Annotated in this window: 22 protein-coding genes; 11 read left to right on the forward strand and 11 right to left on the reverse strand. The window is 69.2% G+C overall.

All coding sequences use genetic code 11. The annotated features are described in order from the left end of the window. Positions 1–8: 8 nt before the first annotated feature. Positions 9–1,466: a xylulokinase gene (gene xylB, locus H536_RS0117230; protein ID WP_024351648.1), complete on the forward strand. Its 1,458-nt coding sequence runs from the start codon at positions 9–11 to the stop codon at positions 1,464–1,466. Positions 1,467–1,517: 51 nt separating this feature from the next. Here the strand turns inward: xylB and H536_RS0117235 are convergent, their stop codons facing one another. The 3 genes from H536_RS0117235 to xylF all read right to left on the reverse strand — a co-directional run bounded on the left by H536_RS0117235 (position 1,518) and on the right by xylF (position 4,902). Beyond that, on the reverse strand, positions 1,518–2,270 hold the full coding sequence (locus tag H536_RS0117235; protein WP_029703515.1) for an ATP-binding cassette domain-containing protein: 753 nt from the start codon (positions 2,268–2,270) through the stop codon (positions 1,518–1,520). A gap of 80 nt (positions 2,271–2,350) precedes the next feature. Continuing rightward, positions 2,351–3,661 (reverse strand): sugar ABC transporter permease, encoded by a 1,311-nt coding sequence (locus H536_RS0117240; RefSeq protein WP_024351650.1) that lies wholly within the window; start codon positions 3,659–3,661, stop codon positions 2,351–2,353. A gap of 197 nt (positions 3,662–3,858) precedes the next feature. Continuing rightward, positions 3,859–4,902, reverse strand: coding sequence for a D-xylose ABC transporter substrate-binding protein (xylF, locus tag H536_RS0117245; RefSeq protein WP_024351651.1), 1,044 nt, complete (start codon positions 4,900–4,902; stop codon positions 3,859–3,861). Between the two features lie 185 nt (positions 4,903–5,087). Here xylF and H536_RS0117250 point away from each other — a divergent pair, with 185 nt between their 5' ends. The 5 genes from H536_RS0117250 (at position 5,088) to H536_RS0117270 (ending at position 12,305) form a co-directional block, all read left to right on the forward strand. Beyond that, entirely contained in the window at positions 5,088–6,308 is a 1,221-nt protein-coding gene (locus tag H536_RS0117250; protein ID WP_024351652.1) for an ROK family protein, read from the forward strand. Beyond that, on the forward strand, positions 6,308–7,735 hold the full coding sequence (locus H536_RS0117255; RefSeq protein WP_029703519.1) for a di-heme oxidoredictase family protein: 1,428 nt from the start codon (positions 6,308–6,310) through the stop codon (positions 7,733–7,735). Before H536_RS0117250 ends, H536_RS0117255 begins: the two co-directional genes overlap by 1 nt. Next, entirely contained in the window at positions 7,732–9,465 is a 1,734-nt protein-coding gene (locus tag H536_RS0117260) for an FG-GAP-like repeat-containing protein (RefSeq protein WP_024351654.1), read from the forward strand. The genes H536_RS0117255 and H536_RS0117260 overlap by 4 nt, the downstream gene beginning before the upstream one ends. Positions 9,466–9,624: 159 nt before the next feature. Then, entirely contained in the window at positions 9,625–11,541 is a 1,917-nt protein-coding gene (mdoH, locus tag H536_RS0117265) for a glucans biosynthesis glucosyltransferase MdoH (protein WP_024351655.1), read from the forward strand. Continuing rightward, positions 11,541–12,305, forward strand: coding sequence for an FkbM family methyltransferase (locus H536_RS0117270; protein ID WP_024351656.1), 765 nt, complete (start codon positions 11,541–11,543; stop codon positions 12,303–12,305). The genes mdoH and H536_RS0117270 overlap by 1 nt, the downstream gene beginning before the upstream one ends. Before the next feature lie 22 nt (positions 12,306–12,327). On the opposite strand, the gene ribA is transcribed toward H536_RS0117270, so the two are convergent. After that, positions 12,328–13,467: a GTP cyclohydrolase II RibA gene (ribA, locus tag H536_RS0117275; RefSeq protein ID WP_024351657.1), complete on the reverse strand. Its 1,140-nt coding sequence runs from the start codon at positions 13,465–13,467 to the stop codon at positions 12,328–12,330. 404 nt (positions 13,468–13,871) lie between these two features. On the opposite strand from ribA, the gene H536_RS0117280 reads away from it, so the two are divergent. From H536_RS0117280 to H536_RS0117295, 4 genes are read left to right on the forward strand one after another with little or no spacing between them, the layout of a single operon-like run. Continuing rightward, positions 13,872–14,786: a zinc-dependent alcohol dehydrogenase gene (locus tag H536_RS0117280; protein WP_244495458.1), complete on the forward strand. Its 915-nt coding sequence runs from the start codon at positions 13,872–13,874 to the stop codon at positions 14,784–14,786. A gap of 35 nt (positions 14,787–14,821) precedes the next feature. Further along, complete coding sequence (locus H536_RS0117285) at positions 14,822–15,220, forward strand: 6-pyruvoyl trahydropterin synthase family protein (protein ID WP_024351659.1); 399 nt, start codon at positions 14,822–14,824, stop codon at positions 15,218–15,220. Beyond that, positions 15,217–16,263, forward strand: coding sequence for a glycosyltransferase family 4 protein (locus H536_RS0117290; protein WP_024351660.1), 1,047 nt, complete (start codon positions 15,217–15,219; stop codon positions 16,261–16,263). Before H536_RS0117285 ends, H536_RS0117290 begins: the two co-directional genes overlap by 4 nt. Next, complete coding sequence (locus H536_RS0117295) at positions 16,260–17,048, forward strand: class I SAM-dependent methyltransferase (protein ID WP_024351661.1); 789 nt, start codon at positions 16,260–16,262, stop codon at positions 17,046–17,048. The genes H536_RS0117290 and H536_RS0117295 overlap by 4 nt, the downstream gene beginning before the upstream one ends. Before the next feature lie 15 nt (positions 17,049–17,063). Here the strand turns inward: H536_RS0117295 and H536_RS0117300 are convergent, their stop codons facing one another. The 7 genes from H536_RS0117300 to H536_RS0117330 all read right to left on the reverse strand — a co-directional run bounded on the left by H536_RS0117300 (position 17,064) and on the right by H536_RS0117330 (position 23,475). Next, positions 17,064–17,606 (reverse strand): cytochrome b, encoded by a 543-nt coding sequence (locus tag H536_RS0117300; protein WP_009208151.1) that lies wholly within the window; start codon positions 17,604–17,606, stop codon positions 17,064–17,066. Between the two features lie 78 nt (positions 17,607–17,684). Further along, positions 17,685–18,806: a molybdenum ABC transporter ATP-binding protein gene (gene modC, locus H536_RS0117305; RefSeq protein ID WP_024351662.1), complete on the reverse strand. Its 1,122-nt coding sequence runs from the start codon at positions 18,804–18,806 to the stop codon at positions 17,685–17,687. Continuing rightward, on the reverse strand, positions 18,803–19,474 hold the full coding sequence (modB, locus tag H536_RS0117310) for a molybdate ABC transporter permease subunit (RefSeq protein WP_024351663.1): 672 nt from the start codon (positions 19,472–19,474) through the stop codon (positions 18,803–18,805). Before modB ends, modC begins: the two co-directional genes overlap by 4 nt. A 6-nt stretch (positions 19,475–19,480) precedes the next feature. Next, entirely contained in the window at positions 19,481–20,182 is a 702-nt protein-coding gene (modA, locus tag H536_RS0117315; RefSeq protein ID WP_306302721.1) for a molybdate ABC transporter substrate-binding protein, read from the reverse strand. A gap of 116 nt (positions 20,183–20,298) precedes the next feature. Then, entirely contained in the window at positions 20,299–21,264 is a 966-nt protein-coding gene (locus H536_RS0117320; RefSeq protein WP_024351665.1) for a ribokinase, read from the reverse strand. A 92-nt stretch (positions 21,265–21,356) separates the two neighbouring features. After that, positions 21,357–21,857, reverse strand: a complete 501-nt coding sequence (locus H536_RS0117325; protein ID WP_024351666.1) for a cupin domain-containing protein — start codon at positions 21,855–21,857, stop codon at positions 21,357–21,359. 88 nt (positions 21,858–21,945) lie between these two features. Further along, complete coding sequence (locus H536_RS0117330) at positions 21,946–23,475, reverse strand: fumarate hydratase (RefSeq protein ID WP_024351667.1); 1,530 nt, start codon at positions 23,473–23,475, stop codon at positions 21,946–21,948. 192 nt (positions 23,476–23,667) lie between these two features. On the opposite strand from H536_RS0117330, the gene H536_RS0117335 reads away from it, so the two are divergent. Beyond that, on the forward strand, positions 23,668–24,816 hold the full coding sequence (locus tag H536_RS0117335) for a CaiB/BaiF CoA transferase family protein (RefSeq protein ID WP_024351668.1): 1,149 nt from the start codon (positions 23,668–23,670) through the stop codon (positions 24,814–24,816). Positions 24,817–24,824 lie beyond the last annotated feature (8 nt).

Below are 24,824 nucleotides of genomic sequence, written 5' to 3' on the forward strand. Positions count from 1 at the left end.
GACGTGACATGAGCAATTATCTCGGCCTCGATCTCGGCACCTCCTCGCTGAAGGCGCTGCTGATCGGCGACGACCAGCGCGTCATCGCGTCCGCTTCGGTGCCGCTCAGCGTCGAGCGGCCGCAATTCGGCTGGTCGGAGCAGGACCCCGAAAGCTGGATCGCGGCCTGCGAGACCGCGCTGGGCGAGTTGTCCGATACCCATGGCGCCGATCTCGCGTCGGTGGCCGGCATCGGCCTGTCCGGACACATGCACGGCGCGACGCTGCTGGGCGCGGACGACGCGATCCTGCGGCCCTGCATCCTGTGGAACGACACCCGCAGCCACGAAGAGGCCGCCGAACTCGAAGACGAGGAATCGCGGGCGATCACCGGCAACATCGTGTTTCCGGGCTTCACCGCGCCGAAGATCGTCTGGGTCGCGCGCAACGAGCCGGAGGTCGTCGCCCGGCTGCGCCGGGTGCTGTTGCCGAAGGACTATCTGCGGCTGTGGCTGACCGGCGAGGCGGTGTCGGAAATGTCGGATGCCGCCGGCACGGCCTGGCTCGACACCGGTGCGCGCGACTGGTCGGCGCGGATGCTGGAAAAGACCGGGCTGACGCTGGACCACATGCCGCGGCTGGTCGAGGGCACGGCGGTTTCCGGCGGCCTGCGCCCCGAACTCGCGGCGCGCTTCGGCATGCAGGAGGGCACGGTGGTGGCCGGTGGCGGCGGCGACAATGCCGCCTCGGCCTGCGGCGTCGGCGTTGCCGAGCCCGGCACCGGCTTTTTGTCACTGGGCACCTCGGGCGTGCTGTTCACCGCCTCTGCCGGCTACGAGCCCGCGCCGGAGACGGCGCTGCACACCTTCTGCCACGCCATTCCCGGCCTCTGGCACCAGATGGGCGTGACGTTGTCGGCGGCCGGTTCGGTGGAGTGGCTGTCGAAGCTCCTGAAGGAGGAGCCGGCGGCGCTGACCGGCGCCTTGGGCGAGACGGTGCAGGCCCCCGGCCGGCTGACCTTCCTGCCGTATCTGTCGGGCGAGCGCACGCCGCACAATGATTCCGAAATCCGCGGCGTCTTCGCCGGGCTGGAGGCCGATACCGGCCGCGAGGCGATGACCCGCGCCGTGCTGGAGGGCGTCGCCTTTTCCATGCGCGATTGCCTGGAGGCCGGCGGCGAGGCGGCGCGTCCGCAGCGGCTGATCGCCGTGGGCGCCGGTTCGCGCTCGGCCTACTGGCTGCAATTGCTGTCGAATGTGCTGGACACGGAGATCGCACTGCCCGAGGCGGGCGATTTCGGCGCCGCCTTCGGGGCGGCCCGGCTCGGCCTCTGTGCGGCGACCGGCGACGATCCGACGACGGTGATGACCGAGCCGCCGATCGCTAGGCGGTTTCGCCCGGACAACGCCCACGGCCGGGCCTTCGACGACGCCTATCTGTTCTATCGCCGGCTCTACCCGGCGCTGCGCGCCGCCATGGCGGACTGACCCGGAAGGCATTCGGGCGCGAGAACCTCCCGCGCCCGATCAAACGATCTGCTATTCGCGCATTGCCCCTGGGCCGGGCGTTGCGCCGGGCGGGCACTTGCCGAGGATGATCATGCCGAGGACCTCGTCCTTGGTGACGTCCTCGGTCCGTGCGCCGCCGACGATCTGGCCATTCTTCATCACCACCACCCGGTCGGCGAGGTCGAAGACGTCGTGGATGTCGTGGCTGATTAGGAAGATGCCGATCCCGTCCTTCTTCAGTTCCTTGATCAGTTCGCCGACCTGCGCGGTCTCCTGCGGCCCGAGCGCCGCGGTGGGCTCGTCCATGATCAGGATCTTGGCGTTGAAGAGGATTGCCCGGGCGATGGCGACGGACTGGCGCTGGCCGCCGGAGAGCGCCTTCACCGGCTCCTTGAAGCGCTGGAAGTTCGGGTTCAGCCGGCCCATCACCTTGCGGGCCTCGGCCTCCATGGCGCCGTCGTCGAGCGTGCCCCAGGGGGTCAGCATCTCGCGCCCGAGGAAGAGGTTGGCGGCGGCGTCGACATTGTCGGCCAGCGCCAGCGTCTGGTAGATCGTCTCGATGCCATAGGCCTTGGCGTCGCGCGGATTGGCGATTGCCGCCGGCTCGCCGCGCACATGGATCTCGCCGGAATCGCGCTTGTAGGCGCCGGACAGAATCTTGATCAGCGTCGACTTGCCGGCACCGTTATGGCCGAGCACCGCGACCACTTCGCCGGGATAGAGATCGATGGTCGCGCCGTCGACGGCATGGATGCCACCGAAGGCGATCGAGATGTCGCGCATGTCGACCAGCGGCGGACCGCTGCGGTCGACGGGGTCGCTGTGACCGGCGCCGTGGTCGTGGATGGACTGCTCGGTGGCGCTCATGCGGCCCTCCTGCGATAGACGGTGTCGATCCACACGGCGATGATCAGGACCACGCCGACGACGATCGACTGCAGCGGCGAATCCACGCCCAGAAGCACCATGCCCGACTGCAGCGACTGCATGACCAGCGCGCCGAGCATGGCGCCAATGATGGTGCCGGCACCGCCGGCGAGCGACGTGCCGCCGATGACCGCGGCGGCGATGACGTAGAGCTCGTCCAGCGTGCCCAGCGCGTTGGTGGCGGCGTTGAGGCGGGCCGTGGAGATCGCGGCACCGAGGGCGGCGAGGCCGCCCATCAGCATGAACACCTTCATCACCACCCAGCGGGTGTTGATGCCGGCAAGCTCGGCGGCCTCGGGATTGCCGCCGATGGCGAAGACGTAGCGGCCGAAGCGGGTGCGCTGGGTCACGAAGGTCATGACGATGCCGACGACGATGGCGATCAGCACGGGCACGGCGACGCCGTAGCCGATATGCAGGCCACCTTCCGGCACCTCGATACCGGCGGCCTCGGCGTAGCGCCGGGCGATGGCGGACGGCCATTCATAGGCGTTGAGGACCAGAGCGGCGCCCAGGATGATGATGGTGGTGACGGCGGCGATGGTCACCTCCGCCCAGACCGGTCGCTGCGGGAAGCCGAAGCGCACCCGGCGCTTGCGTGCAAAGACCAGCGAGGCGACGACGGCGATACAGGCGAGGATGGCGAGGATCCATGTCCAGGTCTCGCCGAGCGAGCCCGTGGCGCCGCCGCCCATCAGCCGGAAGGTGTCGTCGAGCGGGGCGACGGTACGGCCCGAGGTGAGCCACCAGGCGCCGCCGCGCCAGATCAGCAGGCCGCCCAGCGTGACGATGAAGGCCGGCACGCCCATGAAGGCGATTATGTAGCCCTGCAGACCGCCGATCGCGACGCCGACGAGGATGCCGGCGGCGAGGGTGAGAAGCCAGGTGAAGGGGCTGTCGAAGCCGAGCATGCCGGGCAGGATGTTGGCCTGCAGCGCGGCCATGGCCATGCCGGTGAAGCCGAGGATCGAGCCGACCGACAGGTCGATGTTGCGGGTGACGATGACCAGCACCATGCCGGTCGCCATGACCGCGATGGACGAGGTCTGGACAGTCAGGTTCCACAGGTTGCGCGGGGTGAGAAAGATGCCGCCGGACAGGACGTGGAAGACCAGCCAGATCACCAGGAGCGCGCCGACCATGCCCAGCATGCGGGTGTCGACCTCGGTGGCCCGGACAAATCGGGACAGACCGCCTCCCGTCGACGCGCGGGCGCCGACGCTGGGTTCGGATGCCGACTGGCTCATGCTCGCCTCCCTGGCGCAATCACGCTGGTGCGGTGCCGGGCGAAAGGGCCCGGGGCAAGGCGTTCAGCGCTGTCCTGTTGGAATGTTGCACCCGATCCGGCCGTGGGGGAAGCGCCGGGCCGAGGACCGGGCGTTCGAGCAGGCCGTGAGGGTGAAAGGCCGCCCCCTGTTCGGGAGCGGCCGTCCTGTCGTCTGGCTTAGTCGCAGGCCGGAACCGAACCGGCGTCGACGCCCTGGCAGACCACGTCCTTCGACACCCAGCCGGCGTCGATGATGGTGTCCAGATTGTCCTTGGTGATCGCCACCGGCTTCAGGAAGATCGCCTGCATCTCGGTGCCGTTCGGGCCGCCGGACCAGGATTCGACGCCCTCGACCTCGTTCATGGCGGTGCCGTCGGCGAGATCGATGGCGATCTCGGCGGCGCGTTTGCCCAGCTCGCGGGAATCCTTCCAGACCGAGACGGTCTGCGTGCCGCGGGCGATGCGGTTGAGCGCGGCGAAGTCGGCATCCTGGCCGGAGACCGGTACGGAGCCGGCCAGACCCTGGGACTCCAGAGCCGCCACGGCGCCGCCGGCGGTGCCGTCATTCGAGGCGACGACCGCGTCGACCTCGTTGTTGTTGGCAGTCAGGATCTGTTCCATGTTCTGCTGGGCGTTGGCGGGCAGCCAGCCGTCCGTATAGGCCTCGCCGACATTCTTGATCTTGCCGGAATCGATGGCTTCCTGGAGCACTTCCATCTGGCCCGAGAACAGGAAGTCGGCGTTCGGATCGGCCGAGGAGCCCTTGATGAAGGCGTAATTGCCTTCCGGCTGGGCCTTCTGGACTTCGCGCGCCTGGATGCGGCCGACTTCCTTGTTGTCGAAGGTCAGGTAGAAGGCGTCCGGGTTCTCGATCAGACGGTCGTAGCCGACCACCGGGATGCCGTTGTTGACGGCGGCCTGCACGGCCGGGCCGATGGCGGCGGAATCCTGCGCCAGGATGATCAGCGCGTCGGCGCCCTGCGAGATCAGCGACTCCACGTCGGTGAGCTGCTTGGAGGCCGACGACTGGGCGTCCGCCGAAATGTAGGTGGCGCCGGCGGCCTCGAGGGCCTTCTTGATGGCCGCCTCGTCGGTCTTCCAGCGCTCTTCCTGGAAGTTGGACCAGGACACGCCGACGGTCTTGCCGTCCTGCGCGGCGGCCGATCCGGCGGCAGCCATCGAGAACACCGCGCCAGCCAGCGCGAGCTTCAGAAACTTCATGATTTTCCTCCCGGCGCCATGGCGCCCGCTTTCCGGTCCCCGGCCCACATCCCGGCCGTCGAGACTTTTTCCAAGCCTCGGAAAAAATCGTGACAGCAATTTTCAGGCGTGTCAACATGACAATAGGGCTATGGCTATCCGCCGAGGAGGGCGGCCGTCCTAGGCCGGGGGAGGAACCAGGGATCATGCTCGCCAAGACCGATGCGGATGCCGTGCGCGTACACAATCGCCGCGCGGTCATCGACCATCTCAGACGCACCGGGATCGCCACCCGCAAGGCGATCAGTGCGGCCACCGGCCTGTCGGTGTCGGCGGCGTCCGCGATCACCACCGGCATGCTGCGCGCCGACCTCATCGTTGAGGTCGACGAGGACGAACGCGCCTCGCGCCGTGGTCGGCCCGGCAAGAGCCTCGGCCTGCAGGGGACGGCCGCCACCGTCGCCACCGCGAAGATCGCCGTCGGCGAATTGTCGGTGCGGCTGTGCGACTATCGCGGTGTGACCCTCGGTGCGGCCTCCTGCGAACGCGACATCGCCGATCTTGATCAGGACGGGCTGGTGAGGCTGCTGGTGGAGCTCCTGCGCGAGGCGGAGACGGCGAGCCCCGGTGCGCCGTCACCCCGGCAGATCGTTCTGGCGGTGCAGGGCAAGACCGACAGCAATGCCCGGCGCATCCTGTGGTCGCCGACGCTGAAGGCGCGCAATCTGGAAATCGCGGGCCCGCTGTCGACGCTGACCGGCGCCGAGGTCGGCGTCTTCAACGACTGCTCGCTGATGCCCGAGGCGTTCCGCTGGAAGCCCGATTTCGTCGGGCGCGACTTTGCCACCCTGTTCATCGGCTTCGGTGTCGGCATGGGGCTGCGGCTCGGGGGCAGCACCTTTCAGGGCCAACGCTCCTCGGCGGTGGAGTTCGGCCATATCAACCACATTCCCGGCGGCGCGCTCTGCCGCTGCGGCAATCGCGGCTGCGTGGAAGCCTATGCCGGCGACTATGCGATCTGGCGCCGCGCCTACGGGCGGACCGACGAAATCCCGACACGGCGGATTTCCGACGAGGACATGCACCGGCTGGCGGCGCTCGCCCGCTCCGGCGATGCCGCTGCGCTGGCAGCCTTCGAGGAGGCGGGCACGGCGATCGGCTACAGTCTCGGGCGCATGTTCACGCTGATCGACCCGCTGCCGATCGTGGTCACCGGCGCCGGGGCCCACGCCATGGACCTTCTGGAGCCGACGATCCGTGCCGGCATCGGCGACAGCGCCATCGACGGCGTCGGTGTCGACACGCCCTTCTCGCGGGTCGAGGATGTGGACGAGCTGGTGTTCGAGGCCGCCGCGGCCAAGGCACTGGCGGCCGTGGACGGCGAGTTCGCTGGCGCCGGCGGCGCCGAGACGAGGGAGGCGGCCTGATGCGACATCGTCCTGCGATCCTCGCGATGATCCTGCTCGGCTCGCTGGGCGGACCGCTCGCACCGGCGATGGCGGAGGAGCCCGCCTGGAGCGAGCGCACGATCCGCCAGAGGATCGATCCCGCGATGCTGGCCGGGCCCCTGTCCGCCGAGGCCCTCGCGGAGCTGACCGAACAGGGCCGCGCACTGTTTGCAGCGCGCTTCACCATTCTCGACGGGGCAGGGCGGCCGAATGCGACCCAGGCGATCGTGCCGACCCGCAGCCGGCGCCCGGCCGAGCACGCCTTCCAGCGCCTCGCCGGACCCGACGCCAATGCCTGCTCGTCCTGCCACAACGAACCGGTCGCCGGCGGCGCCGGTGGCTTCGTCGCCAATGCCTTCGTGTCGGAAGGCTTCGAGAGCGCCGAGTTCGACACGCTCGATCCGCAATTTTCCAACGAGCGCGGCACCAACCATCTGTTCGGCGCCGGGCTGATCGAGCTTCTGGCGCGCGAAATGACCGTCGATCTGACGGCGGCGCGGGCCGAGGCGCTGAAGGAGGCCCGCGCGAGCGGCATGGAAGTTCGTCGGACGTTGACGTCGAAGGGCGTCGATTTCGGACGGATCACCGCGCTGCCCGACGGATCGGTGGATCTCGGCGAACTCGACGGCGTCGACGACGATCTGGTGGTACGCCCCTTCACCCAGAAGGGGGTGATGACCTCGCTGCGCCAGTTCACCGTCAATGCGCTCAACCAGCATCACGGCATGCAGCCCGACGAGCGCTGGGGCACGCGCTGGACCGGCACGGCGGATTTCGATGGGGACGGGCACGATGACGAGCTCGGCGCCGGCGAGGTTTCGGCGCTGGTCGCCTGGCAGGCGACATTGCCGGCGCCGCGCGAGATCGCGCCAGAGGATCCTGCATGGCGCAAGGCCGCCGCACGGGGGCGCGACGTCTTTTCGGAACTCGGCTGCATGAGCTGCCATCGCCCGTCGCTGCCGCTGGACAGCCTTGCCTTCGCCGATCCCGGTCCGGTCGACACCGCCGGGACCCTGCGCACCGGCGATGTCGAGACGCCGGCCGTCTACGACCTTGCCCTGACCGAGTGGGCCCGGCACCTGCCGCGCGACGCCGAAGGGCGGGTGCTGGTGCCGCTGTTCGGCGATCTGAAGCGCCACCGCATTGCCGACACCCGCACCGCTGATCTCGGCAATGAGACGCTGGCCCAGCGCTTCGTCGAGCGCGACGTCTTCATGACCGCCGAGCTCTGGGGGCTGGCCGACACGGCGCCCTACGGCCATCGCGGCGACATGACCACGCTGGACGAGGTGATCCGCGCCCATGGCGGTGCGGCCAGCGAAAGTGCAGCGGGCTATGGCGATCTGACCGAAGCCGACCGCTCGGCCCTGATCGCCTGGCTGAAGACCTTGAGGATCACGCCATGACCGGCCACCAGACCCCGGCCCGCGGCGGCGGCTTCTGCATCATGGGGGCCGCCTTCGTGCTGCTGGCCTCGGCGGGCCTTGCCCATGCCGCGGGGCCCGCGGACACGCCTTTGCCATTTGCCGGCGACACGCCGCTCTTCCAGGAGGAGGCCAAGGCGGCCGGCATCGCACACAGCTATGGCGGGCCGTGGGAGTTCTTCGTCGGCGGCGGCGGTGCGGCTTTCGACTGCAATGGCGACCGCTTTCCCGACCTGTTTCTGGCGGGCGGCAAGGGCGAGGCCGGTTTCTACGCCAACCGATCGCAGGCGGGCGGGCGGCTGGCCTTCGAGAAGCTGGCGCAGGACATCGACCCGAGGGATCTCGCCAATGTGACCGGCGCCTATCCGCTGGATATCGATCAGGACGGCCACGAGGATCTGGTGCTGTTGCGGGTCGGTGCGAACCTGCTTCTGAAAGGCGGGCCGGAATGCCGCTTCGAGAAGGCGAATTTCGACTGGAAGTTCGATGGCGGACGGGCCTGGACCACCGCCTTCTCGGCCATCGTCGAGCCGGGGGCGACCTATCCGACACTGGCCTTCGGCAATTACGTCGATCGCGCCGCGCCAGGCTCGCCCTGGGGCACCTGCGCCGACAATGTGCTGCTGCGTCCCCGCGAAGGGGGCGACGGGCAGCCGGACTATTCCGAGCCGACGGCGCTCAGTCCCGGTTTCTGCGCCCTGTCGATGCTGTTCACCGACTGGAACCGCTCCGGCCAGCCATCGCTGCGGATCACCAATGACCGGCAATATTACCGCGGCGGCGAGGAGCAGCTCTGGCGGGTCGAGCCGGGCCGGGCACCGCGTCCCTATCGCAAGGCCGATGGCTGGCAGCATCTGACCATCTGGGGCATGGGCATCGCCGAGGGCGACGTGGATGGCGACGGCTATCCCGAATATGCCCTGACCTCGATGGGCGACACCAAACTGCAATTCCTCGACCGGGAGTTCGAGGACGCGCCGACCTATCGCGACGAGGCCTTCGAGCGGCGGGCGACGGCGCACCGCCCCTACACCGGTGATCAGGGCCGGCCCTCGACAGGCTGGCATGCGGGCTTTGCCGATTTCAACAACGACACGGCGCTCGATCTCTTCATCGCCAAGGGCAATGTCGAGGCGATGCCGGATTTTGCCGCCTACGATCCGGACAATCTCCTGATGGGCGGTTTCGACGGCCGCTTCACCGAGCGCGGCGAGGCGGCGGGACTGGCCCTGCCGACCAAGGGGCGCGGCGCCTTGCTCACCGACTTCAACCTCGACGGCGCCGAGGACATTCTGGTGGTCAATCGCGGCGGGCCGGCCAGCCTGTTCCGCAATCTCGGCGGCCGGAGCGATTTCGGCACGCGGCCTTTGGGCAATTTCCTGCAAGTCGCGCTCAGCCAGAAAGGCGGCAACCGCGCGGCGCTCGGGGCCAAGCTGTCGGTGAAGATCGGCACGGTCTCGCTCAACCGGACGATCCAGGTTGGCGGGGGCCACGCCTCGGGCACCTCCGGCTTCGTCCATCTGGGGCTCGGCACGGCCGAACGGGCGGAGATCCGCGTGCAATGGCCGGATGGCGAATGGAGCCATCCCTACCGGGTCTTCGCCAACAATTTCGTTTTGATCGAGCGCGACAAGCCAGCGGCGCGATACTGGTATCCCGATGCCGACCGGCCCGCCTTCTCGCCCGCGACCACCGCGGCAGCGCAGCGTTAGCTGCCTGTAAATCGCTGCGCCTGAGGCGATCGGACGCGGTTTCGTGATGCAACGGTCATCGAACGGTCGCGTTTTCCGCCCTTCATGCGGACGCCTTTGTGCGGCGCATGGCCCGCAAGGCTCTGGCCAAGACATTCATCGTCATTCGAGGTGCGAGACGTGCTGCGCGAACCCCAAGGCGGTGGCGACATCCGCAAGATGGTCGAGACCGACCGCGTGCCGGCGCCGGAAGCCGCGCTGCCGGTTATCGAGACAGTCGGCTGGCCGATTGCCCTGCGTCGCTGGTTTGTCGCCGCGCTGAATCTGGCGACGATCGTCGGGCTCGCCGCGGGCGTGACGCTGATCCTGTCGGGCGACGGGATCGATGCCCTCGAGGCCGTTATCTTGGCTGGTTTCGCGCTGGCGACGCCGTGGACGGTGCTGGGCTTCTGGAATGCGGTGATCGGTCTCGTCCTGCTGCATGGACCCGCCGACCCTTCGGCCAGCGTCTATCCGTTCTTCGAGGCCGGACCCGCGGGGCGTCCGGCGCGGCTGACCAGCCGCACCGCCATCGTCATGACCTTGCGCAACGAGGCGCCGGAGCCGAGCTTCGAGCGGCTGGAGGCCATGCGCCGCAGCCTCGCCAAGACCGGCCTTGCCGACCATTTCCGCTTCTTCATCCTCAGCGACACCGACGACGCCGAGATCGGGCAGCGTGAAGAGGTGGCTTTCGAGGGTTTCACGGCCATCTTCGCGCCGGGAAGCGAGCCGGTCTATCGCCGCCGCCGCGACAATGCCGGCTACAAGGCGGGCAACATCGCCGCGTTCCTCGCCGACGAGGGAGCGGAGTACGATTATTTCCTGCCGCTCGATTCCGACAGCGTCATGGCCGGCGACGTCATGGTGCGCATGGTGGCGGCGATGGAGCGGCATCCGCGGCTCGGCATCCTTCAGAGCCTCGTCGTCGGCATGCCGGCGAACAGCGGTTTTGCGCGGATTTTCCAGTTCGGCATGCGTCACGGCATGCGCTCCTTCACCATGGGCGCCGCCTGGTGGAACGCCGATTGCGGGCCCTATTGGGGGCACAATGCCGTCGTCCGCACGGCGGCGTTCCGGGCCCATTGCAAGTTGCCGGACCTGCCGGGGCGCCCGCCGCTCGGCGGTCCGGTGCTCAGCCACGACCAGCTCGAGGCGGCGTTCATGCGCCGCGCCGGCTACGAGGTCCGGGTGATCCCGGTCGAGACCCGCAGCTACGAGACCAATCCGCCGACCCTGCCGGACTTCGCCAAGCGCGACCTGCGCTGGTGCCAAGGCAATATGCAGTACTGGCGGTTCCTGTTCACGCCCGGCCTTGCGCCGCTCAGCCGCTTCCAGATCCTGCAGGCGATCCTGATGTACATGGCGCCGCCGGCCTGGCTGGCGATGACCATCGCGGCCTGTGCCAAGGCCGTGACCGGGACCTTCGACGCCCGCTACGTGGAACTGGGTCTGGCCTTGTTCGCGGTGATCTTCTTCCTGAGCATCTCGCCCAAACTGGCCGGGGCGCTCGACGTGGTTCTGACCCGCGGCGCCGTGCGCTCCTATGGCGGGCCGCTGCGCTTCGCCGTCTCGACCCTTGTCGAGATCCTGATGTCCATGCTGATGGCGCCGGTCGTCGCGGTCTATGTGACGATCTTCTTGGCTGGACTGCCCTTCGGGCGCTCGGTGACCTGGAGTGGCCAGAACCGCGACGTGCTGGGCGTCGGATGGGGGTCGGCGACCCGGGCGATGTGGCCGCAGACCCTGTTCGGCGGTGTGATGGCGGTCACGCTGTTCGCCGCCGCACCGCTGGCGCTGGTCTGGTCGCTGCCCTTCGTTGCCGGCCTCCTCGTGGCGATCCCCTTCACCGTCGTCACCGCCATGCCGGTCCTCGGCCGCGTCCTGTCGCGCGCGGGCCTGTTTGCCGTGCCGGAGGAATCCGCCCTGCCGATGGTCCTGAAGGATCTGGTGCCGGCGACCGCGCGGCGCTGGCGGCGTCCCGTCGCCGGCGAAGCTGTCCGCAACGCCTATGCCGCGCCGGTGCCGATCCGGATCGATGCGGACATCGGCCGCCGCTGATGGGCGCACGGAGCGTCGGCAGCTTCCGGGGCTGGTCGGGCATCCTGCGCAGCCTCGCCATCTATCACGGCGACCGCCGGCATCTGCGCAGCCTTGCAGCCTTCTATGGCGGTCTGGTCCGGCCGGGCGATCTGGTCTTCGACATCGGTGCCCATGTCGGCGACAGGACCCGTGTCCTGCACGGTCTCAGCGCGCGGGTGGTGGCGGTCGAGCCCCAGCCCCGTCTTGCCGCGCTGCTGCGGCTGGTCTTCGGTTGGCGCCGCCGCATCGACATCGTGCAGGCGGCCGTTTCCGATGCGCCGGGCGAGATCCGGCTGCATGTGAACAGCGCCAATCCGACCGTCACCACGGGGTCTGACGCGCTGGTCGCGGCCGCCGCAAGCGGGACCGGCTGGCGCGATCAGGTGTGGGACGGGGCGGTCACCGTGCCGGCGGTGACGCTCGACGATCTGATCGCCGCCCATGGCCGGCCGGCCTTCATCAAGATCGACGTGGAGGGGCTGGAGGACCGGGTGCTTGCCGGGCTGAGCGCCCCGGTGCCGATCCTCTCCTTCGAGTTCACGACCTTGCAGCGGGACGTCGCGCTGGCCGCGCTGTCCCGGGCGCGCGCGCTGGGCTATCACCGGTTTCGTCTCTCGCTGGGCGAAAGCCATGCCTGGGAAACGTCGGCGGGCGACACCGCCGAGGCGATGGCTGAGCATCTGTCACGCCTGCCGGAGGCCGCGAATTCCGGCGACGTCTACTGCTTCCTCGATCCCGCCTGACGCGGCGCAATCGACCCTGCGGTCAGCCGCCGAACAGGCGATCGACGGCCAGGAGATGGCCGCCGCGTTCGGCCTTGGTGCGCAGATAGCGGCGGTTCTCGACCGTCACCGTCCCCGTGACCGGGGTGCGATCCACCACGTCGATGCCGCAGGCCTTCAGATAGGCCACCTTGAGCGGGTTGTTGGTCAGAAGGTCGATGCGCTTGATGTCGAGACCGTCGAGCATGGCGGCGGCGGTCTCGTAGCGGCGTTCGTCGGCCCCGAAGCCCAGCTCCGCATCGGCGTCGATCGTGTCGAGGCCTTCGGCCTGCAGGCCATAGGCGCGCATCTTGGACGCGATGCCGGTGCCGCGCCCTTCCTGGTCGAGATACAGCAGCACGCCGCCGCCGCGCGCTTCCAGCGTCTTCAGGCCGTTGCGCAGCTGGTCGCCGCAATCGCATTTCAGCGACCCGAAGAGATCGCCTGTGATGCAGGAGGAGTGGACCCGCACCGGCACAGGAAAGGCGCGGTCCGGCTGGCCGACCACGATGGCGATCTGGTCGCGCTGGGCAAAGCCGCCGCGGAACACGACGAAGCGTGCCTCCTTGATTCCCGCCAGCGGTACGGCCGTCTCGGCCACCACCTCGAAACGGCGGGACGTCGCGGCCAGCGCCACGGCGATGTCGCCGACCCCGATGGTCGCGCAGTCGGCGAAGATCGGATCGTCGGCGGCGATCGACGCGCAGACGATGGCCGGCAGCAGCAGCGCCAGACGGGCGACGCCGGCAGCCTCGCCGGCCAGGGGGCTGGCCGGTTGCCAGCCTTCGGGCGGAACAGCGCCGCGCAGATAGCCCAGGTGACAGGCGGTGTCGAAGTCCATGCCATCGATGCCGATCATGGCGCCATCCGGGGCGTCGATGGCAAGGACGCTGGCGCGCTGCGGGGTCAGATAGAGCTGCAGACGGCCGCTTAGCATGTCGGAGAGGTCGCGGAAGCCGGTGGGGGTCGCGGTGTCCAGCGTCAGCGCGACCAGTGCCGCCCCGTCTTCGCCGACGATCCGGATCGGTCGCCCGAAGCGCAATTCCGCGGCGGCGCGCTCGCAGCGGATTGCCGCATCGGGACCGAAGGACGCCAGCGACACCTGTGCCGGGTCGGCTGCTGACGCGTTGGTGTGGATGGTCATCCTACCCGCCCGTTCTGGCCCCTTCGCGGACCGTTCGCGTTGCTTCGACCGGAACCCGATCGCTGGCACCCTATGTCGGGTCGATGGGGAAAATCCCCAGCGCCCGATATGGGATAGATCGTCACCCCTTGCGAAACGGCCGAGCCGTCGCAGTCCTGTTGACCCGATCACATGGGGATTTAGTTCCTCTCTCCAGATTCACCAGTCCCGCTGACGCCGCGCGGCCTCGGCTGCGAATTCAGCCACTTGCGCGACAACCCGGCCCGTCGAGGCCGGTGTGCGCAGCGCGGGGACGCCGACATCGCTGCTGCCGGCGAGCCACGATCGATCGAAAGGCGACTGTGCCCATGACGACCATATGTCGCGCTCTCTGGCTCGAAGGGCCGGATCGACCGGATTTGCGCGTGGAAGAACTCGGCGGGCTCGCCGTGGGATCGGTGGAGATCGCCAGCCGGTTCGGGGCGATCAGCCGCGGCACCGAGGCGCTGGTGGCGGCGGGACACGTGCCGGAGAGCGAGCATGAGCGGATGCGCGCGCCGCTTCAGGCGGGGGATTTCCCGTTTCCGGTGAAATACGGCTATTCGACCGTCGGCGAGATCGTTGCCGGCCCGCCCGAACGGCTCGGCCAGACGGTCTTCTGCCTGCATCCGCATCAGGACCGCTTTCAGGCGCCCGCCGCGATGGCCGTTCCGGTTCCGGACGACGTGCCGGCGGAACGGGCGGTGCTCGCCGCCAACATGGAAACCGCGCTCAACGTGGTCTGGGACGCAGAGATCGCGCCCGGTGACCGGGTCGCCATCGTCGGCGGCGGCCTCATCGGCCTGCTGGTCGCCTGGCTGGCCGCCCGCATTCCCGGCACCGACACCTGCCTCGTCGATCTGAACCCCGAGCGGGCCGCCATCGCGCAGATGCTTGGCTGCGGCTTCGCCTCTCCGGCAGAGGCGCCGGCCGATTGCGACGTGGTCGTCCATGCCTCCGCCAGCACGGCAGGGCTTGCGACCGCCATCGAAGCGGCGGGCTTCGAGGCGCGCATCGTCGAATTGAGCTGGTATGGCGACCGCCCGGTCAGCGTGCCTCTGGGCGGAGCGTTCCACAGTCGCCGCCTGCAGATCGTCGCCTCGCAGGTCGGCCATGTACCGCCCGAGCGCCGGGCCCGGTGGAGCCTCGGCCGCCGGATGGCCACGGCCCTGGCCCTGCTCGCCGATCCGCGCCTCGACGGTCTCGTCTCCGGCGAAACCCGCTTCACTGAGCTGCCCGAGCGCTATGGCGGCATTCTCGCCGACCCGGCGACACTGTGCCACCGCATCCGCTACGACTGACCTTCCATCTAACCGCTTCCCGAAAGGACCTGCCCATGTTCGCCGTCGAAGTCCGCGACCACATGATGATCGCCCACAGCCTGCTGCGTCCGGTCTTCGGGCCGGCGCAGGGCATGCACGGCGCGACCTTCGTCGTCGACGCGGCATTCTTCACCGACAGCCTCGACGCGGATGGCCTCGCCATCGATATCGGCCTGGCGACCGAGATCCTCGCCGGCGTGGTCAAGCCGCTGAACTACCAGAACCTCGACGAACTCGAGATCTTCGCCGGCAAGGTGACGACGACGGAATTCCTGGCCAAGCATCTCTTCGACGCGATCGCTGAGAAGATCGCCGCCGGGGAACTCGGCGACGGCGGGGCCCGGGTGAAGCGCCTGAAGATCCAGCTGCACGAATCCCACGTGGCGCGCGCCTGGTACGAGGCCGATCTTTGATCGGAACGCTGTATTTCGCGATTCCGGGCAATCTGGCGACGCGCAGCGGCGGCTATGGCTATGACCGGCGGATGATCGCCGAACTCGGCGCCCTCGGCTGGCAGATCGAACATCTGCGGCTGCCGGACGGGTTTCCGCAGCCGGACGCCGCGGTCCTCGCCGGGACGGCGCGCCTCCTGGCCGGACTGCCGGACGGGGCGCTGGTGTTGGTCGACGGGCTGGCCTTCGGGGCGATGCCGGAGATCGCCGCAGCCGAGGCTGGACGCCTGCGTCTCGTGGCGCTGATCCATCATCCGCTGGCGCTGGAAACCGGGCTCGATCCCGCAACGGCCGCTAGATTGGCGGCGAGCGAGCGGCGCGCCCTCGGTTTCGCGCGGGAGGTGGTGACGACCAGCCCGACCACGGCGCGGGAGCTCGTCGCCAACTTTGCCGTCGCCGACGACCGGCTCTCCGTCGTGGTGCCCGGCACCGAGGCGGCCGCGCGGGCGCAAGGCAGCGGCGACAATCCGACGATCCTGTCGGTTGGCAGCCTGATTGCCCGCAAGGACCATGCGACCCTGGTGGATGCGCTGGCCGGCATCCGCGATCTCGACTGGCACTGCCGGATCGTCGGCGACGAGACTGCCGATCCGGCGACGGCCGAGGCCTTGATGGCACAGATCGCCGAGCTGGTGCTTGGCGACCGCATCACCCTGTGCGGCGCAAGCGACGCGATCGACCGTGAGTATGCCGCGGCCGACATCTTCGCTTTGGCCAGCCGCTACGAGGGCTATGGCATGGTGTTCGCCGAGGCGCTGGCGCACGGCTTGCCGATCGTCGGCTGTGCGGGCGGGGCGGTGCCCGAGGTCGTGCCGGAGACGGCCGGCGTGCTGGTGCCGCCGGGCGATGTCGCCGGCATCGCCGACGCGCTGCGCCTGCTCTTGAGCGGGCCGGAGCGGCGGCGCGCGATGGGCGACGCGGCCTATGCGGCGGGACAGAAGCTGCCGTCATGGCGCGAGAGCGCCGGGACACTTTCACACGTTCTGACAAAGGCCATGGCATGAGCGGCTTCGACACCAACTGGCTCGATCTTCGCGAGCCCGCCGACGGGGCGGCGCGGGACACGGGCCTGCTGCAGGGCGCCGTCGCCTGGCTGGAGGGTGCCGGCGACGCCCCGCTCGCCGTCGATCTCGGCTGTGGCACCGGATCGACCTTGCGCGCCGTGTCGCCCCACGCGCCACGCCTGCGCTGGCGGCTGGTGGACATCGATGCGGCGCTCCTGGCCGAGGCCGGGCGGCGGCTTGCGGCGACGCAGAATGTCGAGACCGTGCAGGCCGATCTGACCGATCTCGATGCCCTCGACCTGTCCGGCGTCCGGCTGGTCACGGCGTCCGCTTTGTTCGATCTTGCCTCGCGCGATTTCGTCGAGCGGCTGGCCGACCGGCTCGTTGCCGAAGGGGCCGGCCTCTATGCCGCGCTCAGCTATGACGGTAGCGTCGCCTGGAGCGAGGAACATCGCCTCGATGCGGCGGTGGTGGCGGCGTTCAACCGCCATCAGCGCGGCGACAAGGGGCTGGGCACGGCGCTCGGACCGGATGCGGGACCGGCCCTTGCCGATGCCTTCGCGGCGCGTGGATACGCCGTGCGCACGGCGTCCTCGCCATGGCGTCTCGGCGCGGATGAGGCGCCGCTGCGGCGGCTCTTCGATGCCGGCATGGCGAATGCGGTGGCGGAAACCGGCACGATCGCGACGCCCGATCTTGCCGACTGGCGGCAGATGCGGATGGAGAATGCCGGGCGCGGCACCTGCCGCGTCGGCCATCTCGACGTGCTGGCCCTGCCGCGCTAGCGCAGGCCTCGCCAGTCAGATCATCCGGTGCAAGGTCGCGTCGCGGCGCAGGATGTGGTGGTGCAGGACGCCGCCCATATGCAGCACGAACAAAGCGAGGATCGACCAGGCCAGGATTTCGTGCACCTGCATCAGGATCGGGGCGAGATCGTCTGATTTGCCGACCGGGCTCCAGACCGTGCCGAGGCCGAACCAGTCGAGCGGGAAGCCGAAGGCATTGGTGGCAAGGAAGCCGACGATCGGCTGGACGATCAGGACGACATAGAGAAGGCCGTGGACGAGATTGGCGATGCGCGCCTGCCAGACCGGCATCGGCGGATGCGGCGGCGGCGGGTAGAGCAGCCGCAGGGCCATGCGCGCCAGCATCAGCCAGAGGATCAGGAAGCCGAGCGACTCGTGGAAGAAGTAGAAGCCGGTCTTGGCGTCGTCCTTGACCACGCTGATCACCGCGCCGAGCGGCCAGACCGCCAGGACGAGAACCGCGACGGCCCAGTGCATCAGCCGCGAGGCGACCGGATAGGCGAGGGGGTGAGATGCGATCCTGTCCTGCATAGTCATTCTGGCTCGACCTCCGGCTCGGGACCCTACCCTAGGTCAGGTCGGTGACTTTCAGAAGTCCGACAGGCCGGCGCGCCGTCAGCCGCCGATTGCCCGGGCGGTGGCGAGAGAGACCGACTTGATCTGCGCGAAGACGCTGTCGCCGGGCGTCAGCGACAGGCGGCGCGCCGAGCGGCGGGTCACCTTGGCGACGAAGCTCAACTGTTCGGCCCCCTCCAGCGCCAGGAAGACCGCATAATCGGCGGCATTGGCCGGTTCGATCGCAAGGATGCGCACCTTCAGCGTATTGGAGATGGTCGACAGGGTCGGGATCTCCCGCGACAGGCTGACGTCGCGGGCCTCGATGCGCAGGCGCCGCGCCGCGCCGACATCGTGCGGGCCGCTGCCGTCGACGAAGACCGGCTGGCCGCCGAGGTCGAGTTCGGTGAGGGCGTCTTCGGCGTGGTGGGCGACGACGCGGGCCGGCAGCACTGCCGCCGCATGGGGATCGCGCACGAAGCCGAGGCCGGAATCGGTGAGCGCCGCATTGAGCGCGCCGGCGGCCCGGACCCGGCCCTTCTCGATCACGACGATCCGGTCGGCCAGCCGTTCCACCTCGGCGATGTCGTGGCTGACATAGAGGACGGGGATGGCGAGTTCGGACTGCAGCGCCTCGAAATAGGGGAGAATCTCGTCCTTGGCGAAGCGGTCGAGGGCCGAGAGTGGCTCGTCCATCAACAGCAGCTTCGGGCGGGACAGGATGGCGCGGCCAAGCGCGACCCGCTGGCGTTCGCCGCCCGACAGGCCGGCCGGCGCGCGGGCAAGCAACGGTGCCAGCCCGAGAAGCTCGACGATCTCGGCGTGGTGGGTGGCATCGACGCCGCCGGGGCTGCGGCGGGCGCCATAGACGAGGTTCTTCGCCACGGTGAGATGCGGAAACAGGCTGGCTTCCTGGAAGACATAGCCGACGGCCCGCCGGTGGGGCGGGCGAAAGCTCGCGGCGTCCTGCCAGATCTCGTCGCCGACGGTTACGCGGCCGTCGAAGGCGGCGAGCCCGGCGACGCCGCGCAGCACCGAGGTCTTGCCGGAGCCGGAGGGGCCGAACAGTGCCGTCACGCCACTCGCCGGCGCCGCGAAGGCGATGTCGAGCGCGAAGGCGCCGAGACGTCCCGCCAGGGCGACGGAGAGGCCGGCCGGCCCGGTTTCGGCCTCGGCGCTCATGGCTGGGGCTGGCCGATGCGGCGGCCGAACAGGGTCATCGCCAGGATGACGAGGAAGGAGAAGACCAGCATGCCGCCGGCGAGGATATGAGCCTCGGCCCAGCGCAGGGTCTCGACATAGTCGTAGATCGCCACCGACAGCACCTTGGTCTCGCCGGGGATGCTCCCGCCGATCATCAGGACGACGCCGAACTCGCCGACCGTGTGGGCAAAGCCCAGCACTGCGCCGGTGAGAAAGCCGGGCAGCGCCAGGGGCAGGGCGATGGTCCTGAAACGATCAAGCGGCGAGGCCCGGAGAGTGGCTGCGACCTCCAGCGGCCGGTCGCCGATCGCCTCGAAGGCGTTGCGGATCGGCTGGACGACGAAGGGCATGGAATAGATCACCGATCCGATCACCAGCCCCTCGAAGCTGAAGGCGAGGGTGCGCAGCCCGAGGAGGCCGCCGAGCCCCTCCGGCCCCAGCGCGATCAGCAGATAGAAGCCGAGGACGGTCGGCGGCAGCACAAGCGGCAGGGCGACCAGGGTGCCGACGATTTCCTTCCACCGCGCTGTCGAGCGCGCCAGCCACCAGGCCAGCGGCGTGCCGAGGAAAAGCAGGATCACAGTCGTTGCCGCGGCGAGCTGGATGGTCAGGAGGATCGGGGTCCAGATGTCGCCGCCATCGAACATCAGCCGTCAGGCTCCGGTCTCGTAGCCGTAGCGGCGGATGATGGCGCCCGCTTCCGGGCTCTTCAGGAAGTCCAGAAATGCGCTGGCCGCGGCGCTGTCGCGCCCGGTCTGAAGGAGTACGGCATCCTGGTCGATCGGGGCATGCAGGTCTGCCGGAACCTGCCAGTGCGAACCGTCTGGCTTGCCGGCGACCTGCGCCAGCGCGACAAGCCCGAGCTCGGCATTGCCGGTCGCGACGAACTGGTAGGCCTGGGCGATGCTGGTGCCCTGCACGAGCTTTGGCCGAACCGCCTCGTAAACCCCGAGCGCCTGCAGCACCGCCACGGCCGCCGCGCCATAGGGAGCGGTGGCGGGGTTGGCGATGGCCAGCCGGTCGAAGGCGCCCTTGGTCAGCGTGGTCTCGCCCGTCACGCGGGACGGCTCGGTGCTGTAGAGGACGAGGCGGCCGGTGGCGTAGGTGAAGCGGCTGCCGGCGACGGCGAGTCCCACGGCGATCGCTTTTTCCGGTCGCTCGGCATCGGCCGCCAGGAACACCTCATAGGGCGCACCCTGGGAGATCTGGGTATAGAGCGTGCCGGTCGAGCCGAAGCTGAGTTCGGCGGTATCGCCGGTCGCGGCCGTGAAGGCGGCGGCGATCTCCTGCGCGGCCTCGGTGAAATTCGCGGCCACGGCCACCCGCGTCGAGGCCGCAAAAGCTGGCGACAGCATGGCGGACATCGCGACGAGGATCGCCGAGATGCCGATGATGCGGCGCCTTGCCGTCGGGGTCTGGCGGATAGGGCCGTTTGCCGGGCAGGTCGGCGGCCGCCCGTGGCTGTGCGGTTCTATGGCTTGAGCTCCGCCAGTGCGCGCTCGACCTCCGCCGCGGTCGGCATGGCCGACTGGGCGCCGAGCTTGCGGCAGGCGAGGGAGGCGGCGATTGCGGCGCGTTCGGCGGCGTCGTCCGGCGCGCGCCCTTCGGACAGGCCCACGGCGAAGACGCCGACAAAGGTGTCGCCGGCGCCGGTGGTGTCGACGATCTCGACGCTCATTGCCGGGATGGAGCGCACCGGCCGGTTCCGGTCGGCGATGATCAGGCCACGCGACCCACGTGTGGCGATGACGGCGAGGTCCAGGCGTTCGGACAGGGTGCGCGCCCGCTCGGAGGCGTTGCCGCTCTCGACCGCGCAGATCGTGGCGGCCGCGCGCAATTCGCTCTCGTTGACGACCAGCACGTCGGCCAGTTCCATGAGCTGCAGCATGCCTGCCTCGTCGAGATCCGGCGGCACGGGGGCAAGATTGACCACCGTGCGGGCGCCGGCATCCCGCGCGGCCCTTGCCGCCGCAACGCATTCAGCCAGCGGGATCTCCATCTGCAGGACGAGGATGCTCTGCGGGCCCAGCCGGCCGGGCGCCAGCGCCCCGGCGGTCACGCAGCCATTGGCGCCGCTGGCGACGGTGATGGCGTTCTCGCCCGCCGCGTCGATCGAGATGAAGGCGCAGCCGGTGCGCTCGGGTGCGGTCTGCAGCCCGCCGACATCGATGCCCTCGCCGCGCAGATTGTCGGCCACCGCCTGGCCGAGAACGTCGTCGCCCACCGCGCCGACCATGGCGACCCTGTTGCCGCCGCCGATCATGCGCGATGCCGCGACCGCCTGGTTGGCGCCCTTGCCGCCGAACAGCTGCTCGTAACGCGGCGCCAGCACGGTCTCACCGGGCCGGGCGATGCTCGCTACCCGGCAGACGAGATCGACATTCAGCGAGCCGAAGACCAGGACGTCGGCCGGCGTCGTCTCGTCAGTGTCGGCCATCAATGGGTCTCCTCTGCGGGGGCTTGGGCTGCCGGTCTGCGGCAATGCCAGCCGTCATCTGATCGCGCTTGTCGCCGATCCGCGGCACCGGCTCAAGACGCGTTACTGTCGGCGTCGGGATGGCTGTGGATCGGATCGACCCAATAGACTTCCTCGGGACGCTCGACCGGCTCGACATCGGTGATGTTGACCACCACCGCCTCGTTGTCGGAGCGCACCAGGACGCATTCGAGCGGCGCGTCGGGATCGGCGTTGATCTCCTGATGCGGCACATAGGGCGGCACGAAGATGAAGTCGCCGGCCTCGGCCTCGGCGACATATTCCAGCCGCTCGCCCCAGCGCATCCGGGCCTTGCCGCGCAGGACGAAGATGACGCTTTCCAGCGCGCCGTGGTGATGGACGCCGGTCTTGGCGTCCGGCTCGATGGTCACCGTGCCGGCCCAGATCTTCTGTGCCCCGACGCGGGCATGGTTGATCGCCGCCTGGCGGAACATGCCGGGCGTCTGCGCCGTGTTGGAATCCAGCCGGTCGCCCTTGATGACGCGCACGCCGTCGTGCTTCCAGCGCGGCTCGTCGGTCGGTGCGTCACTCATACGGCGGTCTCCTCATCCCTGTCCGCGCGACGTTATCGCCAGTTCGGCCAGGGCTGCAATCGCCATTGCGTGAACGCGAGCGCGCGGATCAGGCGGAGACCGGCGCACCGCCGACGCGGATCTGCGGGCGGCGCCATTCGGCCGGGCCCGTTGTGTGGACCGAGGTGCCGGTCGCGTCGACCGCGACGGTGACCGGCATGTCCTCGACGGTGAATTCGCGGATCGCCTCCATGCCGAGATCCTCGAAGGCGACGAGCCGGGACGAGCGGATGGCCTTGGACACCAGATAGGCCGCGCCGCCGACGGCGATGAGATAGGCGGCGCCGTGCCGGCGGATGGCGTCGATGGCGGCGGGACCGCGCTCGGCCTTGCCGATCATCACCAGAAGCCCCGTCGCGGCGAGGATCTGGTCCGTGAACGGGTCCATACGGGTGGAAGTGGTGGGGCCGGCCGGGCCCACCACCTCGTCGCCGATCGGATCGACCGGGCCGACATAGTAGATGGCCCGACCCCTCAGATCGACCGGCAGCGGCTCGCCGCGGTCCAGCATCGCCGCCATGCGCTTGTGGGCGGCGTCGCGGCCGGTCAGGAGCCGGCCCGACAGGAGCAGCGTCTCTCCCGCCTTCCAGCCTGCCACTTCTTGCGGGGTAATCCGGTCGAGATCGACGCGGCGGGTCTCGGCGGCACCGGCCAGCGCGATCTGCGGCCACAGATCGATGGACGGCGGGACAAAGGTCGCCGGCCCGGACCCGTCGAGGACGAAGCTCATATGCCGGTCGGCGACGCATTGCGGGATCAGCCCGACCGGCTTGGAGGCGGCATGGGTCGGATGGGTGGCGATCTTGACGTCGAGCACCGTGGTCAGGCCGCCGAGGCCCTGGGCGCCGATGCCGAGGGCGTTCACCGCCTCGTAGATCTCGATCCGCAACTCCTCGAGCATCGAGGCGGGCCCGCGGGCCAGAAGATCGGTCATGTCGATCGGGGCGAGCAGCGATTCCTTGGCGAGGATCATCGCTTTTTCGGCCGTGCCGCCGACGCCGATGCCGAGTAGGCCCGGCGGGCACCAGCCGGCCCCGAGCCCTTCGACCGTTTCCAGCACCCAGTCGACGATCGAGGCGCCGGGATTGAGCGCGGCGAAGCGCGCCTTGTTCTCCGAACCGCCGCCCTTGGCCGCGACGGTGACCTTCACGCTGTCCCCGCAGACCATCTCGACATGAGTGACGGCCGGCGCATTGTTGCCGGTGTTGCGGCGCTCGAAGATCGGATCGGCGACGATCGAGGCGCGCAGCGGATTGGCGGGGTCGGTGTAGGCGCGGGCGACGGCCTCGTTGACGAGCTCGGCCAGCGGACGGCGACTGTCGATCCGCGCCTGCATGCCGATCTTGACGAAGACGTTGACGGTGCCGGTGTCCTGGCACATCGGCCGCTTGCCGAGCGCCGACATGCGGGAATTGACCAGGATCTGCGCCATGGCGTTGCGCGCGGTCGGGCTTTCTTCGCGCTCATGGGCCCGGGCGAGATGGGCGACGAAGTCCGGCGGATGATAGACCGAGATGTATTGCAGCGCGTCGGCGACGGAGCGGATGAAGTCGGCTTCGGCAATCGGCGCTGCGTGCATGTCGGTTCTCTCCCGGCCGGTCCCCGCCCATACCCGGCGCTTATGGCCGCGTCGCGTCGCATCGATGACGGAGCGGCCGGTTATTGCATTTCCTGCCTTACGATGTCACCGCCGTGGGAACGGTCGCTCAGGGCGGTCACGGTCCTTGTGCGAGCGCATCCTGTCTGTCGCTCGAAACCTGCGGAGAGCCCCATGAACGATGATCTTGCCGGCATCCTGGTCGTCTCCGTCGAACAGGCGGTTGCCGCCCCCTACGTCTCGGGGCGGCTGGCCGATGCCGGGGCGCGGGTCCTGAAGATCGAGCGGCCGGAGGGCGATTTCGCCCGCGGCTACGACAGTCTCGTCCATGGCGAGAGCGCCTATTTCGTCTGGCTGAACCGCGGCAAGGAATCGGTCCGGCTGGACCTGAAGGATCCGGCCGACCGGGAGCGCCTGGCGGTGCTGATCGGCGAGGCCGACGTGTTCATCCAGAACCTCGCCCCCGGCGTCATTTCGCGGCTGGGCTTCGACATGGCGGAACTGCGTGAACGCTTCCCCCGGCTGATCACCTGCGCGATCTCCGGCTATGGCGACGACGGCCCCTTCGCGCATCTGAAGGCCTACGACCTCCTGGTGCAGGCCGAGACCGGCCTGTCCTCGGTGACCGGCAATGCGGAAGGTCCGGCCCGCGTCGGCGTCTCGGTCTGCGACATCGCCGCCGGCATGACGGCGCTGTCGTCGATCATGCAGGCGCTGTTCGTGCGCGAGCGCACCGGCAAGGGCCGGCACATCTCGCTGTCGCTGTTCCACGCTTTGTCGGACTGGATGAACGTGCCGTATCTGCAATATGTCTATGGCGGCAAGACACCGCCGCGCAACGGCCTCTCGCATCCGACCATCGCGCCATACGGCGTCTTCGAATGCGCCGACGGACGGGCGATCCTGTTCTCGATCCAGAACGAGCGGGAATGGGCCAATCTCTGCGCCAGGGCGCTCGAGCTGCCGGATCTGGCCACCGACGAACGTTTCGCCTCGAACAATGCGCGGGTCGCCAACCGTCCGGCGCTGGAGGCGATCATCCAGGAGGTGTTCTCGCGCTTCGACCGCGACGCCATGGCCGAGAAGCTGGAAGCGGCGAAGATCGCCTATGGGCGCCTGTCGACCATGGAGGACGTCAAGCACCACGCCCAGAACCGCACGGTGACGGTGGAGACGCCGACCGGGCCGGTGACGATGCTGGCGCCGGGCTTTCTCGTCGACGGAAAGCTGCCGGAGTTCGGCCGCGTGCCGGCACTCGGCGAGGACACCGACGCGGTCTTCGCCGAATTCGGCCTGACCGGTTCGGACGGCAAGGCCGGCTGATACCGATC

The sequence above is a fragment of the Aurantimonas coralicida DSM 14790 genome, from assembly GCF_000421645.1.
GTDB lineage: Bacteria > Pseudomonadota > Alphaproteobacteria > Rhizobiales > Rhizobiaceae > Aurantimonas > Aurantimonas coralicida.

Excerpts from the sequence above, each read along its gene's own strand:
- xylB (WP_024351648.1), top strand. The coding sequence starts at position 9 with ATGAGCAATTATCTCGGCCTCGATCTCGGCACCTCCTCGCTGAAGGCG.
- H536_RS0117235 (WP_029703515.1), bottom strand. The coding sequence starts at position 2,270 with ATGCGCGACATCTCGATCGCCTTCGGTGGCATCCATGCCGTCGACGGC.
- H536_RS0117240 (WP_024351650.1), bottom strand. The coding sequence starts at position 3,661 with ATGAGCCAGTCGGCATCCGAACCCAGCGTCGGCGCCCGCGCGTCGACG.
- xylF (WP_024351651.1), bottom strand. The coding sequence starts at position 4,902 with ATGAAGTTTCTGAAGCTCGCGCTGGCTGGCGCGGTGTTCTCGATGGCT.
- H536_RS0117250 (WP_024351652.1), top strand. The coding sequence starts at position 5,088 with ATGCTCGCCAAGACCGATGCGGATGCCGTGCGCGTACACAATCGCCGC.
- H536_RS0117255 (WP_029703519.1), top strand. The coding sequence starts at position 6,308 with ATGCGACATCGTCCTGCGATCCTCGCGATGATCCTGCTCGGCTCGCTG.
- H536_RS0117260 (WP_024351654.1), top strand. The coding sequence starts at position 7,732 with ATGACCGGCCACCAGACCCCGGCCCGCGGCGGCGGCTTCTGCATCATG.
- H536_RS0117270 (WP_024351656.1), top strand. The coding sequence starts at position 11,541 with ATGGGCGCACGGAGCGTCGGCAGCTTCCGGGGCTGGTCGGGCATCCTG.
- ribA (WP_024351657.1), bottom strand. The coding sequence starts at position 13,467 with ATGACCATCCACACCAACGCGTCAGCAGCCGACCCGGCACAGGTGTCG.
- H536_RS0117285 (WP_024351659.1), top strand. The coding sequence starts at position 14,822 with ATGTTCGCCGTCGAAGTCCGCGACCACATGATGATCGCCCACAGCCTG.
- H536_RS0117295 (WP_024351661.1), top strand. The coding sequence starts at position 16,260 with ATGAGCGGCTTCGACACCAACTGGCTCGATCTTCGCGAGCCCGCCGAC.
- H536_RS0117300 (WP_009208151.1), bottom strand. The coding sequence starts at position 17,606 with ATGACTATGCAGGACAGGATCGCATCTCACCCCCTCGCCTATCCGGTC.
- modC (WP_024351662.1), bottom strand. The coding sequence starts at position 18,806 with ATGAGCGCCGAGGCCGAAACCGGGCCGGCCGGCCTCTCCGTCGCCCTG.
- modB (WP_024351663.1), bottom strand. The coding sequence starts at position 19,474 with ATGTTCGATGGCGGCGACATCTGGACCCCGATCCTCCTGACCATCCAG.
- modA (WP_306302721.1), bottom strand. The coding sequence starts at position 20,182 with ATGCTGTCGCCAGCTTTTGCGGCCTCGACGCGGGTGGCCGTGGCCGCG.
- H536_RS0117320 (WP_024351665.1), bottom strand. The coding sequence starts at position 21,264 with ATGGCCGACACTGACGAGACGACGCCGGCCGACGTCCTGGTCTTCGGC.
- H536_RS0117325 (WP_024351666.1), bottom strand. The coding sequence starts at position 21,857 with ATGAGTGACGCACCGACCGACGAGCCGCGCTGGAAGCACGACGGCGTG.
- H536_RS0117330 (WP_024351667.1), bottom strand. The coding sequence starts at position 23,475 with ATGCACGCAGCGCCGATTGCCGAAGCCGACTTCATCCGCTCCGTCGCC.
- H536_RS0117335 (WP_024351668.1), top strand. The coding sequence starts at position 23,668 with ATGAACGATGATCTTGCCGGCATCCTGGTCGTCTCCGTCGAACAGGCG.